11 protein-coding genes are annotated in these 13,320 nt (G+C 74.2%); 1 reads left to right on the forward strand and 10 read right to left on the reverse strand.

Features of this window, described 5'->3' with window-relative positions:
- Positions 1–32 precede the first annotated feature (32 nt).
- The 7 genes from FHX71_RS07590 to FHX71_RS07620 all read right to left on the reverse strand — a co-directional run bounded on the left by FHX71_RS07590 (position 33) and on the right by FHX71_RS07620 (position 8,138).
- Positions 33–335 (reverse strand): hypothetical protein, encoded by a 303-nt coding sequence (locus FHX71_RS07590; protein WP_182615124.1) that lies wholly within the window; start codon positions 333–335, stop codon positions 33–35.
- 113 nt (positions 336–448) lie between these two features.
- A complete protein-coding gene (locus FHX71_RS07595; RefSeq protein WP_182615125.1) occupies positions 449–1,816 on the reverse strand; it encodes a hypothetical protein in 1,368 nt (455 codons plus the stop codon).
- A gap of 548 nt (positions 1,817–2,364) precedes the next feature.
- On the reverse strand, positions 2,365–3,945 hold the full coding sequence (locus tag FHX71_RS07600; RefSeq protein ID WP_182615126.1) for an aldehyde dehydrogenase family protein: 1,581 nt from the start codon (positions 3,943–3,945) through the stop codon (positions 2,365–2,367).
- On the reverse strand, positions 3,936–5,084 hold the full coding sequence (locus FHX71_RS07605) for a mandelate racemase/muconate lactonizing enzyme family protein (protein ID WP_182615127.1): 1,149 nt from the start codon (positions 5,082–5,084) through the stop codon (positions 3,936–3,938). Before FHX71_RS07605 ends, FHX71_RS07600 begins: the two co-directional genes overlap by 10 nt.
- Positions 5,081–5,989, reverse strand: coding sequence for a dihydrodipicolinate synthase family protein (locus FHX71_RS07610; RefSeq protein WP_182615128.1), 909 nt, complete (start codon positions 5,987–5,989; stop codon positions 5,081–5,083). The genes FHX71_RS07605 and FHX71_RS07610 overlap by 4 nt, the downstream gene beginning before the upstream one ends.
- Entirely contained in the window at positions 5,986–7,329 is a 1,344-nt protein-coding gene (locus FHX71_RS07615) for an MFS transporter (protein WP_182615129.1), read from the reverse strand. Before FHX71_RS07615 ends, FHX71_RS07610 begins: the two co-directional genes overlap by 4 nt.
- A gap of 146 nt (positions 7,330–7,475) precedes the next feature.
- Positions 7,476–8,138 (reverse strand): GntR family transcriptional regulator, encoded by a 663-nt coding sequence (locus tag FHX71_RS07620; RefSeq protein ID WP_246402916.1) that lies wholly within the window; start codon positions 8,136–8,138, stop codon positions 7,476–7,478.
- Between the two features lie 134 nt (positions 8,139–8,272).
- On the opposite strand from FHX71_RS07620, the gene dinB reads away from it, so the two are divergent.
- Positions 8,273–9,541, forward strand: a complete 1,269-nt coding sequence (gene dinB, locus FHX71_RS07625; RefSeq protein ID WP_182615131.1) for a DNA polymerase IV — start codon at positions 8,273–8,275, stop codon at positions 9,539–9,541.
- Positions 9,542–9,566: 25 nt separating this feature from the next.
- Here dinB and recQ read toward each other — a convergent pair whose 3' ends face one another.
- The 3 genes from recQ to FHX71_RS07640 form a co-directional block, all read right to left on the reverse strand.
- Positions 9,567–11,450 (reverse strand): DNA helicase RecQ, encoded by a 1,884-nt coding sequence (gene recQ / locus FHX71_RS07630; RefSeq protein WP_220489554.1) that lies wholly within the window; start codon positions 11,448–11,450, stop codon positions 9,567–9,569.
- 39 nt (positions 11,451–11,489) lie between these two features.
- On the reverse strand, positions 11,490–12,656 hold the full coding sequence (locus FHX71_RS07635; protein ID WP_182615132.1) for an aminotransferase class I/II-fold pyridoxal phosphate-dependent enzyme: 1,167 nt from the start codon (positions 12,654–12,656) through the stop codon (positions 11,490–11,492).
- 142 nt (positions 12,657–12,798) lie between these two features.
- A complete protein-coding gene (locus tag FHX71_RS07640; protein ID WP_182615133.1) occupies positions 12,799–13,260 on the reverse strand; it encodes a hypothetical protein in 462 nt (153 codons plus the stop codon).
- Positions 13,261–13,320: the final 60 nt, after the last annotated feature.

The raw sequence follows: 13,320 nt of genomic DNA on the forward strand, positions 1-13,320 counted from the left end.
GGGGCGGAGGTTCTGGCGGCAGCGGGGCGGTCTCACCACGACCAGCCGCGGGAGCTGAGCTCCAGCTCCTCCCGCAGCCGCTCGTCGGCGGCCGAGCGCTCGCTCGCGCGCAACGGGTCCGCGTCGGTGGGCAGGTCGGCGAGCCGGCAGGCCTCGCGCAGCAGGGCGTCGTAGGCGTTCTGGACGGCGAACCAGTGGTGGGCGCGGGCGTACAGGCTCGGGTCTTCCTCGACCCGGCGCAGCTCGGCCGCGAGCTGGCCCAGCCGCGACTGCAGGCGCAGCGTGACCAGGGGGTCGGGCGCCGGCTTGGCGCGCGTCAGGAAGGGCCACACCATCGGGTGTCACCGCCACGTCGTCGTCGCGGAAGGGGTACCCCTCCAGCGTAGGTCCGCGGGACCGGCACGGCTATCCCGGTCCCGCGGACAGTTTGCGCGGTCAGCTCGCGCCGTCAGTCGGAGTAGCAGAGGTCGCCCTCGCAGCCCGCCCGCACGTCCGAGCCGTGCACGCCCATCACGACGGCACCCCCGGTATCGCTGTCGCCGATCTGGGAGTTGACGGGCCCGGAGCCACCGATCACGACGTTCGAGTCGTCGTAGGTGACGACGTTGCCGTCGCCCCGGCTGCGGATCGACACGTCGTCGAACCCGTCGGCGCCGATGACGAGGGCGCCGTCGCCGGTGGCCGACGACGCGCCCTCGTCCGTCACGGTCGCGTGGCTCGTGCCGGTGACGGCCGGGCCGGTGACCGGGACGGCGGGTCCCGCGGGCTCGTCGCCGTCCTCCTGCTCGTCCTGTTCCGGTGCCTCGCCGTTCTCGCCGTCCTCCTCCTCGTCGGCGTCGTCGCCCTCCTCGTCCTCGGCGTCGCCCGAGTTGCCCGACCGGACCACCGACCCCGTGACGTCCACCGTGTTGAGGCCGCTGGAGTCGGTGTCGCCGGTGTTCGCGTTGATCCGGCCGTTGCGGGCCAGGAACACGTTCGAGTCGTCGTACGTGACGACCTGGTCGCTGCCGACGACGCTCACCGAGTGGTCCTCGAAGCCGCTGATCGCCAGGGAGCGCCCCGTTCCGTACCCCTCGAACAGGCCGCCGAAGGAGTCGTTGCCGTGCGTCATCGCCGTGGTCCCGCCGGACGCTTCGGAGTCGCCGGTGGTCCTGGTGGTGGCAGGCGCCGTCGACCGCCCGGACCGCAGGTCCGAACCGCGCGAACCGAGCGCGAGGACGCCGCTGGACGACACCGCGCCGGTGTTCGCCACCAGGCGCCCGTCCGCGCCCACGTAGACGACGGAGCCGTCGGCCGCGAGCACCTGATAGCTGACCCGCTGGTCCTGCCGGACGTCGAGGTCGGCACCGTGGCCGGCGGCGCCAGGATCGGCGGGGAGCACGATCACGGGGGCGGCGGCCCCGCCCGCCGGGTCCGTACCTGAAGCGCCCGCGCCCGTCGCCGGCGCCGCGCCCACCGGTGCGAGCCCGGCGAGGCTGCCCCCGGACGACGGCCGGGTCGGCACCGCACCAGCCGTGCCGGCGTCGGCCGCTCCGGCCGCACCGCCCGACACCACGGCCGCGGACCCGTCCGGCGCCACCAGCAGCACGACCGGCGGCGCGGCCTGCGGCGTCGTCACGTACACGTCGCCCGCCCCGGCGCCGTCCGCTCCGGCGGGTGCGGCCGCCACCGCCAGAGGCGTCGTCGGGGCCGCCCCGGCCAGGAGGTCGTGCGCCACCCAGGCGCACATCCCGGCCACGGCGACGATCACGGCACAGGCCTGGACGCTCAGGCCACCGGCCCGGCGGTTCCTGGTCTCACGGTTCGAGGTGCTCATCCCGTTCTCCTTCCGACCGCGCGAGGGCGCCGCCGGTGGGCCTCCGCCCGGTGCCCGCGTGCGCGGACCAGGCAGGGAAGGCTCGCCGACCGTGAGGTTCCGGCGATCAGATGGCGGGTCGGGGGACCGAGCGCCGCTCGCGTCGATTTCTGCGACAGTCGCGCCCGGGCTCGATGCGCGGGCGTTCCACGAAGCCCGTCGCGCGTCCGGTGCTGCTGCCTCCGGCCGCCGAGCCTTTCGTGGGAACGGACCGGGCGGGCACGTCGCAGACCGTCCGCGGCGAGCCGCCGGACGGGCCCGCCGTGCTGCCCGATGCTGTGGCACCTGCGACGATACGCGCGCGTATCCGGCGCCGCCCCCGCTCGGACGGGATTCACCCGCCCGAGCGAACAGCCCCGCGCGGACGGGTGGGTCCGCTAGACTGGCTCCAGACTTCCGGCGCGAGAGTGCCGGCGGGATCCGATGAGACAGCGGATCGAGCGGCCCTGCGGCCTCCACAGCCGCGGGGCCGCTTGTTTTTGCCCCGGGTTCCTCCCCGTGCCGCTTGCTCAGGCGGTGGGCAGCACCAGCTCCCCGTCGATCCGGACGGGAACCACCGGCGCCCCGTCGCGCAGCTCCGGCGGCAGGGCGTGCTCCGGGGCCTGCTGCCAGGCGAGGGGACGCAGGAACCGCCGGATCGCCGTCGCGCCGACCGAGGTGTGCAGCGTGTTGGTCGACGGCCACGGCCCGCCGTGGTGCTGCGCCCAGGCCACGGCGACGCCGGTCGGGTACCCGTCGTAGAGCACGCGCCCCGCGCGTGCCGCGAGCGCGGCCCGCGCGTCGGGCAGGTCCAGGTCCGTCGCGCCGGCGGTGAGGATGCTCGCGGTGAGCGATCCCTCCACCTGCCCGACGACGCCCACGGCCTCGGCCTCGGCCGCGTACCGCACGACGACGGCGAGCGGCCCGAAGCACTCCTCCACGAGGTCGGCGGTCAGCGCACCGGCGTCGACCTCCAGCAGGGCGGGTCGCGTCGTCGACGCCGCCGACCCCGCCGTTCCGGACCCCGCCGTTTCAGACCCGGCCGCCCCCGCCCCGCCCGTCCCGGCCCCGGGGTCCACGCCCCGCGCCCGGACGACGGCCTCTGCGGCCCGCGCCGTCAGCCCCCGCTCGTACGCGTCCGCCATGCCGGCCGTCAGGGCGGGCAGGGCCGGCGCGGCGCCGATCGCGCGGCCGAACGCCTCGACGACCCGGTCGCCGTCGGCCCCCGCGGGGACCAGGACGAGGCCCGGCTTGGTGCAGAACTGCCCGCCGCCCTGGAGCACCGAGCCGGCCAGGCCGGCGCCGTACACGTCGGCCTTCTCGCGGGCGGCCGACGGCGTGACCAGCACGGGGTTGATGCTGCTCAGCTCCCCGTAGAACGGGATCGGCGCCGGGCGGGCGGCCGCGGCGTCGGCGAGCGCGCGCCCGCCGGCCAGCGACCCCGTGAACCCGGCCGCGCGGATCGCGGGGTGGGACACCAGCGCGACCCCGGCGTCGAACCCGTGCACGAGCGCGAACGTGCCCGCCGGCGCGCCCGTCGCGGCGACCGCCCGCTCGGCGAGCCGGGCCACGCGCTCCGACGTCGCCGGGTGCCCCGGGTGCGCCTTGACGACGACGGGGTTGCCCGCGGCGAGCGCCGAGGCCGTGTCGCCGCCGAGCACGGAGAACGCGAACGGGAAGTTGCTCGCCGCGTAGACCGCGACCGGGCCGAGCGGCACCAGCATGCGGCGCAGGTCGGGGCGCGGGCCCATGGGGGTGTCTCCCGCGTGGTCGATCGTCGCCTCCAGGTAGCCGCCGTCGAGCACGACGCGGGCGAACGTCCGGAGCTGGTAGGCGGTCCGGGTGAGCTCGCCGCCGAGCCGGTCGGGCCCGAGGGCGGTCTCGCGGTCCGCCTCCGCGACGAGGGCGTCCCGGTCGGCGTCGAGCGCGTCGGCGAGCGCCTCCAGGAGGGCGGCACGCCGCTCGCGCGGCCAGGCGGCGAGGTCGGGGGCCGCGGTGGCGGCGCGCCGGGCGACGTCGTCGAGGCTCTCCGGCGTCGTCTCGACGACGTCGAGGTCGCGGACGGCGCCCGTGCGGGCGTCCCTGCTGCGTACGGGGCTGGTCACATCCATGCCGTCGATCCGTCCTGCCGCACGGGGACCTTGCGTTCCCAGTGCACCCAGTCGTCGTGCGCGAGCGCCGACTCGTCGATCTCGATGCCCCAGCCGGGCCGGTCGGGGCGCAGGTCCAGGTGGCCGTCGACCGGCACGTACGGGTCGTGGCACCAGGCGACGTCGTCGGGCTTGTACTCCAGGATGGAGAAGTTCCAGGTCGCGGCCGCGAAGTGCACGTTCGCCGCGGTCGCGAGCGGGCCCAGCGGGTTGTGCGGCGCGACGGGCACGTCGTGCGCCTCGGCGAGGGTCGCGATCTTGCGCATCTGGGTGAGCCCGCCGACCACGGCGATGTCGGGCTGGATGATGTCCGCGCCCTGCACGTTCAGGAGGCCGAGGAACTCGTTCGGGGAGTACAGCGACTCGCCCGTGGCGAGCGGCACCGTCATCTCGGCGCGGATGCGGCCCCAGGCGGGCAGGTACTCCGGGCGGATGGGCTCCTCCAGGAACATCGGCTCGTTGGGCGCGAGCGCGGCGGCGAGGTCCACGGCCTGGCGCGGCTCCCAGAGGCAGCCGTGGGCGTCGAACGCGAACTCCCACTCCTCGGGGTGGTTCGCGCGGATGTCGCCGAACCAGTCGCCGAGCTCCCGCGCGACCAGCCCGAACCGCGACCGGTGCAGGTCGCGGCGGTACGGGCTGAGCTTGAACGCGTCGACGCCGTGGTTCTCGTGCAGCGCGGCGGTGCGGTCGCGCAGCTCGGGCACGTCGGGCGCGTCGTACAGGCCGGCGTAGACCCGTACCCGGTCGCGGACGGCGCCGCCCAGGAGCTGGTAGACGGGCACGCCCACCGACTTGGCGGCGATGTCCCACAGCGCGTGGTCCACGGCGGCGATGGCCGCCAGCCCGAGCGCCCCCTGCGGGAACCGGGCCGACTGGTGCAGCAGCTGGTTCACGTACGAGACCCGCGACGCGTCGATGCCCGCGACCTGGTCCGCGAGGTACTCGATGATCGCGGGGTAGGCCAGGTCCGGCCCGTGGTTGTAGATCTCCGCCCAGCCGTCGATGCCGTCGTCGGTGGTGATCCGCAGCAGCACGCGCGGGCGGTTGCCGACGCGCTGCAGGTAGGTGGTCAGCCGGTCGATCTTCCTGCCCGTGGTCATACCGTCGCCTTCCAGTCGTCGAGGATGCGGGTGATCGCGGCCCGGTCGGTCTCGCCCAGGGTGGTGCTCGGCGGGCGCACCGAGCGGTCGCACAGCCCCATCTGGTGCATGGCCTCCTTGACCACCGAGACGTTGTCGGCGGACCGGTCGCGGGCCCGGAGCTGCTCGAACTCCCGGATGCGCCGCCAGACCGACGCCGCGCGGGCGCCGTCGTCCTGCCGCAGGGCGTCGAGCAGCCCGAACGAGACGTCCGGCGCCACGTTGACCAGGCCCGACGTGAACGCGCGCGCCCCCGACTGCCACGCCGACGGCACGTACGACTCGGCCAACCCGGCGATCCAGAGCAGGTCGGCGTCGGTGTCCTGCACCGTCTCGGCGAAGGCGACGGGGTCCGGCACGGAGTACTTGACCCCGACGACGTTCGGCGCGGCCTGCGCGAGCGCCGCCAGGTCCGCGCCCCGGATGACGGGCGAGCTCACGTACGGCAGCACGGCGAGGCCGGGCACGGCGTGCGCGACAGCGGCCGTGTACTCCACCCAGCCCCGCCGCGACATGTAGGGGAGCACCGGCTGGTGCACCATGACGGCGTGCGCGCCGAGCTCGGCGGCCGCCCGGGCCTCGGCCTGGGCCGTGGCCGGGTCCAGGCCTACACCCACGATGACGACGGCGCGGTCGCGGGCCACCTCGGTGACCGTCCGGGCGACGTCGGCCCGCTCGCGCGGGGTCAACGCGTAGAACTCGCCGGTGTTGCCGTTCGGCGTGATCGCGCCGAGGCCCGAGGCGACCAGGCGGTCGGCGAGCTGCCCGGTCCGGGCGAGGTCGACGCCGCCGTCGGGCGCGTAGGGGACGACGGGGATGCCGACCACCGTCTTCAGGCGTTCGACGATGTCGTGGTGCCCGGTCATGATGCTCCGTTCTGCAGGGGGCCGGTGCTGTCGCTGTCACCGGAGGTGTCGAGGGGTTCGTCGCGCTGCTCGACGGGCTTGATCTGCACCCAGAGGCCGTAGATCGCGGCGCTGACCAGGCAGCTGACCGCCGCGAAGACGAGCGGCCACAGGTACGAGCCGCCCGACGCCGTCAGGGCCAGGCCGATGGCGATGGGGCTGATCAGGTTGCCGAGCTGCGAGCCGAAGTTCTGGAAGCCGGCCAGGGAGCCGACCCGCTCCGGGCTGGGCGAGACCTCGGCGGGCAGGCTGAGGATCGCCGCTCCGGCGAAGGAGTGCGCGGCGCTGGAGACGGTCAGGACGACCATGAGCACCACGTTGCTCTCCACGAACGGGCTGAAGCCGATGCACGCGCTCAGCACGAGGCCCGAGATGATCGGCACCTTGCGCGCGACGTTCGGGGACAGGCCGGAGGCGAGCATGCGGTCCGAGACGATCCCGCCCAGCACCGTGGACCCGATGCCGATGACGGCGGGCAGCGCGCCGACCATGCCGAACTCCGCCTCGGTGAACCCGCGCTCGTTGAGCAGGTAGCTGGGGTACCAGGTGAGGAAGAACGCGCCGGCCAGCGACCGGAAGACGTAGCCGAGCAGCAGGGCCCAGGTCTGGTTGTCGCGCAGCAGCGTGCTCCAGCGCACCTCCTCGCCGGCGCGCTCCACCATCTCGGCCTGGTCGGAGCGGATGTACTCGAGCTCCGCCTCGTTGACGCGCTTGTGGTTCTGCGGGGCGCGGTAGATGGCGAGCCAGCCCACGATCCACAGCAGGCCGACGGCGCCGATCAGCACGAAGGTCCAGCGCCAGCCGGCGAACACCGCGATCGACGTCACGATCGGGATGGACAGGGCCGAGCCGATCTGCTGGCCCATGTCGAACAGGCTGGACGCGAAGGCGCGCTCACGCCGCGGGAACCAGGTGGAGACCACCTTGATGTTCGCGGGCTGCACCGGCGCCTCGCCGATCCCTAGGCCGAGCCGGAAGACGATCAGGCTGGTCACACCCGTCGCGAAGGCGGTCAGCGCCGTCCACAGCGACCACCAGCCCACCGCGATCGGGTAGATGACGCGCGGGCCGAACTTGTCCAGCAGCCAGCCCGACGGCACCTGGAACAGGGCGTAGGTCCAGAAGAACGAGGACAGCAGCACGCCCTGCACGGCGGGGCTGATGTGGAAGTCCTCGGAGATGAACGGCAGCGCGACGCTGAGCGCGGCGCGGTCGAGATAGGCGATGGTCAGGCCGAGCGCCGAGAACGCGACGATCGTCCAGCGCATCTGGCTGCGCCGCGCACGCGCTGCGACAGCCACGGGCTGCTTTGTACTATTGAGCATCGTTGCTCCTTCATCGGGTGACGTGCGTGCTCCGCCATGGAGCACTCGTTCCAGAGGTGCGGCCCGGGAACTTGGCGGTGAACGGGCTGCACCTCGTCTGCTTCTTGCTCAGGTCCTGCGGGTCAGGCGGTCGCACCTCCCTGGTGGAGCCGGTCGAGGAAGCCGGCGATGTGCCGGCGGGTCAGGTCCGCCGCGAGGTCGGCGTCGCCGGCCTCCGCAGCGGCAAGGATCTGCGCGTGCTCCTGCGCCTCGTCGCGCCAGCTCGGCTGCTTCGCCCACGTCGTGACGGCGGCCAGCGCCGTCTGGTCCCGCAGGCCCTCCAGCATGCCGACCAGCACCGGGTTGTCCGCCGCGGCCCACAGCGCCGCGTGGAACGCGCGGTTGGCGAGGCTGCGCTGCACCGGCTCCGTCACCTCGGCCGCGCGCTCCAGCGCCGCCCGGGCGCTCGCGGTGTCCATGCCGCGCTGAACGCTGCGCCGGGTCGCCTCGGGCTCCAGCAGCAGCCGGGTCTCGTAGATGGCGACGGCGTCGGCCTGCGTCAGCTCCCGCACGCGCACCCCGACGTAGGGCCGCACGACGACGAGACCGCTCATCTCCAGGGTCTTGAGCGCCTCGCGGACCGGGGTCTTGGACATCGCGAGCTCCTGGGCGAGGTCCGCCTCGACGAGCGCCTGCCCGGCGGCGAGCCGTCCGCTGAGGATGCCCTCCTTGATGGTCGCGAGCGCGTGCTCCGTCCGGGAGGGGAGGGAGATCGGGGCGGGAGGCGTCGTCGGCACGTCGTACATCATATATGACGCCAGGAGCCGCTTCGTTGAGTGCTGGGTATTTGCCCTTCTGACGGGCGTTGGAGGGCGAATATCCAGCACTCAACGAAGGGCTGTGGGGTCGAGTCGAACAGGTGTTCGAGTAGGGTGGGAGCATGTCCGCGCCCGGCCCCACGATCCTGCACGCCGACCTGGACGCGTTCTACGCGTCGGTCGAGCAGCTGCTGGACCCTGACCTGCGCGGTCGGCCGATCGCCGTCGGAGGCGGGCCGCGCGGGGGAGTCGTGCTCGCGGCCTCGTACGAGGCCAAGAGGTTCGGCGTCCAGGGCGGGATGCCCGGCTGGCGCGCGGCCCGGCTCTGCCCCGACCTCCTGTTCGTCCGCGGCCACTTCGGCGAGTACCAGCGCCTCGGTGACGCCGTCATGGGGGTCCTCGCCGACGTCACGCCCGTCGTCGAACGGATCTCCATCGACGAGGCATTCCTCGACGTGTCCGGGGCGACGCACCTGTTCGGCCCGCCCGCGGCCATCGCGGCGCGCATCCGCGAGCGCGTCCGCGACGAGGTCGGCCTGCCCATCTCGGTCGGCGCCGCGCGGACCAAGCACCTCGCGAAGATCGCCTCACAGGTCGCCAAGCCCGACGGCCTGGTCGTCGTCGACCCCGGCGCCGAGCGGACCTTCCTCGACCCGCTGCCCGTCAGCCTCATCTGGGGCGTGGGACCCGTCAACGAGCAGCGCCTGGCCGACCTCGGCATCCGCACCATCGGCGAGCTGGCCCGCACCCCGTCGTCCGCGGTCGAGCACATCCTGGGGCACGCCGTCGGGCACAAGCTCAGCGCCATGGCGCACGACGAGGACCCGCGCCGGGTCGTCACCAGCCGTCGCGCCCGCTCCGTGGGGGCGCAGTCGGCCCTGAGCAGACGGCGGCCCGAGCCCGACGACGTCCGCGCGGTCCTGGCGCACCTGTCCGACCGGGTCTCGCGGCGGCTGCGGGCCAAGGGGCGCGCGGGGCGCACTGTGACGGTCGCCGTGCGGTTCGCGGGCATGACCCGGGCGACGCGCTCGCTCACGCTGCCCGTGCCGATGTCCGCGACGCTCACCCTCACCGAGGTCGCGGTGCGGCTGGCCTGGTCCGCCATCGACGACGCGGGCGACGACGCCGCGCCGTGCGAGATCACGCTGCTCGGCGTCTCCGTCTCGAACATCGCGGACCAGTCGGCCGTCCAGATGGAGCTCGACCTCGACCCGCCGGACCCGTGGCGGCCCGGCTCCGCGCCGGGCGTGGCGCGGGGCGCCGTCGACGAGTCGATGGACGCGATCCGCACCCGGTTCGGCGGGGACGCCGTCGGCTACCTCCCCGTGGTGCTGCGCCGCGGGGGCGCCGTGCCCGACGAGTTCCGCGAGCTCGCCGAGCACGACCTGTGAGCACGACCCGTGACCACGGCGGGCATCAGGCGGGGGAGTGCAGCGCCTCCAGCATCCCCGCGCCGTACCGCTCCAGCTTGGCCTGGCCGACGCCGCTGATACCGCTCAGCGCGTCCAGGTCGGCCGGCCGCTCGGTCGCCACCGTGCGCAGCGTCGCGTCGTGGAACACCACGTAGGCGGGCACGCCCTGCTCCTTGGACGTGGCCGCCCGCCAGGCGCGCAGCCGCTCGAAGACCTCCTGGTCGGCGTCCGACAGCGCCACCGCGTCCGCCTTGGTGCCGCCCGACCGGGACGACCGGCGGGCGCCCGCCGCCGGGGCCGGGTCGCGCCGTAGCCGCACCTCGCGCTTACGGCCCAGGACGTCGCCGCTGGTCTCGGTGAGCAGCAGCGTGCCGTGGTTCGAGTCGACCTCCAGCAGGCCCTGCGCCAGGAGCTGGCGCGCCACGGACCGCCACTCGCCGTCCGCCAGGTCCTCGCCCACGCCGAACACGGTGAGGCTGTCGTGCCCGAACTGCGTGACCTTGGGCGTGGACTTGCCCCGCAGGATGTCGACCACGTGCCCGACGCCGAAGCGCTGGTTGCGCTCGCGGTCCAGCCGGAACACGGCGGACAGGAGCTTCTGCGCGGGGACGGTGCCGTCCCAGGCCTCGGGCGGGTTCTGGCAGGTGTCGCACGCGCCGCAGGTGCCCGGGTGGTCCTGGCCGAAGTAACGCAGGAGCTGCGCACGCCGGCACTCCACGGTCTCGCACAGCGCCAGCATCGCGTCGAGATGGGACGACAGCCGGCGGCGGTGCGCGAGGTCGCCCTCGGACTCGGCGATCATCTTGCGCTGCTGCACGACGTCGGCCAGCCCGTACGCGAGCCACGCCGTCGACGGCAGGCCGTCGCGCCCGGCGCGGCCCGTCTCCTGGTAGTAGCCCTCGACGGACTTGGGCAGGTCGAGGTGCGCGACGAACCGGACGTCCGGCTTGTCGATGCCCATGCCGAACGCGATGGTCGCGACCATGACCACGCCGTCCTCGCGCAGGAACGTGGACTGGTTCGCGGCGCGCACCTGGGCGGGCAGGCCCGCGTGGTACGGCAGGGCGCGGATGCCCTGGTCGGTGAGCTGCTGGGCGGTCTTCTCGACCGACGCGCGCGACAGGCAGTACACGATCCCGGCGTCGCCGGGGTGCTCGGTGCGCAGCAGGTTCAGGAGCTGCTTGAGCGGGCTGTCCTTGGGCGCGACCCGGTAGGTGATGTTGGGCCGGTCGAAGCTGGCGACGAAGTGTTTGGCCTCCGTCAGGCCCAGGCGCTCCGCGATCTCCTCGCGCGTGTGCTGGGTGGCGGTCGCGGTCAGCGCGATGCGGGGGACGCCGGGCCAGCGCTCGGCCAGCGCGCCCAGGCGCAGGTAGTCGGGCCGGAAGTCGTGGCCCCACTGCGACACGCAGTGCGCCTCGTCGATGGCGAACAGCGCGATGGTGCCCTGGTCGAGCAGCCGGGCCGTGGACTCGACGCCGAGCCGCTCCGGGGCGAGGTAGAGCAGGTCCAGCTCGCCCGAGAGGTAGGCCTGCTCGACGTGCCGGCGCTGGTCCGGGTCCTGCGTCGAGTTGAGGAACCCGGCCCGCACACCGAGGGCGTCCAGCGCGTCCACCTGGTCCTGCATCAGGGCGATCAGGGGCGAGATGACCACGCCGGTGCCCTGCCGAACGAGCGCCGGGATCTGGTAGCAGAGCGACTTGCCGCCGCCCGTGGGCATCAGCACGAGGGCGTCGTCACCCCGGGCCACCGTCTCGATGATCTCCTGCTGGTCACCGCGGAACGCGTCGTAGCCGAACACGGAACGGAGCACGTCGAGCGGCGTGGGCGCGACGCCGAGCGCTGCGGCGGTAACGTCGTGCGCGGGCGGTGCGGCGTCCGGGAAAGTCATGGCCGCCAGTGTGCCAGGGGACGCTGACACAGGCGCGCTTCACCGCGGCGCGAGCTCGAGCAGCGCCGGCAGGGCCCGCTCCAGCATGGCGGCCGTCGCGGTGAGGCTGATCCGGAAGTGGCCGGCGTGGTCGAACACGCTGCCCGGCAGCACGAACACCCCGCGCCCCGCGAGCGCCGCGACGAACGCCGACGCGTCGCCGCCCGGGGCCGCGCCCCACAGGTAGAACGTCCCCTCGGGCACGGTGAGGTCGTAGCCCGCGGCGCCGAGCGCCGTCACCATCAGGTCGCGCCGCCGTTGCAGCTCGGCGACGTCGATCGAGACGGTCTCCAGGGCCGGGACGGCGTACTGCATGAGGGCGTCGGGGAAGGTCCAGCCGAGCCCCATCTGCAGGGGGAGCAGGGCGGCGCGCAGCTCGTCCCGCTCGGCGGCCGGGATCAGGGGCGAGAGCGCGAGGTAGCCGAGGCGCTGGCCGGGTGCGAGCAGCACCTTGCCGTAGCTGTAGTCGACGAGGGCCCACGGGTAGCACTCGGCCGGGCTCGTGAAGCCGATGCCGTCGAACCGGATCCGGCGGTAGGGCTCGTCCGACAGCAGCCAGATGCGGCGGCCGTTGCGGGCCGACGCCGCCTCCAGCACCGTGGCGAGCTCGGCGAGGCGGTCCTTGGCGTAGACGCGCCCGGTGGGGTTCGCGGGCGAGTTCACGACGACGACGCGCGTCCGCGGCGTGATCGCCCGCGCGATCGACTCGACGTCCAGGTCGAAGCTGCCCGCCGCCAGCGGTGCCCGCACCGGCACCAGGTTCGCCGCGCGCAGTATCGGGGCGTAGAACCAGCCGGGCTGGGGGAAGACCACCTCGTCGCCTGCGTCGGCCACGAGCCGGAACGCCAGAGCGATGGCGCCGAACGCGCCCTGGGTCATCGCGACGTCGTCCGGGTCGAAGGGCAGGCCCAGCTCGCCGTGCAGCCCCTCCGCGATCGTCGCCCGGGCGGGCGCCAGGCTCGTCTTGTAGGCGAACCAGTCCACGGAGCGGGGCTCGAGGTTCTCCCGCAGGGCGTTCACCAGCCCGCGCAGCGGCATCTCGTGCGGGTCGCCGAACGTCAGGTCGACGATGCCGGCCTGCCCGTCCATCGCACGCAACGACTGGAAGAAGGACGTGACGGGCCCGATGGCGTCCTGCGCGGCGCGCGCCCGGTCGGACAGCTCCATGTCGCGGCTCCTCTGCGAGATGCGGCCGCCCCCCGATGTTCCTCATGATGCCCCGGAACCGGCGGCCGCACACGGTGTCCCGCTCGGCGTGTCGCGCGGCGTGGCGAGCGCTGCCCGAGGGGTTGCGCCCGCCCGGTCCTGTCTATCGGAGCCGGCCCAGCTCCCCGGGCAGCAGCGCGAAGGTGCGCTCGTGCGCGGCACGGGCCTGGCGGGTCATGTACCCGGCCACGGGCCACGGTGCGGTGACCTCGGTGGTCTCCGTGAGCAGGGCGCTGGTGCCGTCGTCGTCCCCGGCGTGCGTGGCCCGGGTGACCGTGCGCAGCGTGCAGCCCGGTGCGGCGCGCACCGACGACGTCATGGTGTCGCCGTCGCGCACCACCCGGGCCGGGAAGCGGATCGTGTACCGCAGCGGGCCGAGCTGCGGCCGCTCGACGACGCGCCACTCCTGCCACGGCCCGTCCGGTCCGGTGCCCTCGGCGACGACGTCGGCGGACACCAGGTAGGGGTGCAGGCCGCGGTGCCGGGTCAGGTCGGTCAGGAAGTCGATCGCGGCGCGCGGGCCGACCGGGACGGACGTGGTGAGCTCGAACCTCAGCGTGGTCACGCGAGGATTCTTGCGCACGCGCGGGGCGGCGCGGTGACACGGGGCTGGGCGGACACGGAC

It is taken from the genome of Promicromonospora sukumoe, from assembly GCF_014137995.1.
Taxonomy (GTDB): Bacteria; Actinomycetota; Actinomycetes; order Actinomycetales; family Cellulomonadaceae; genus Promicromonospora; species Promicromonospora sukumoe.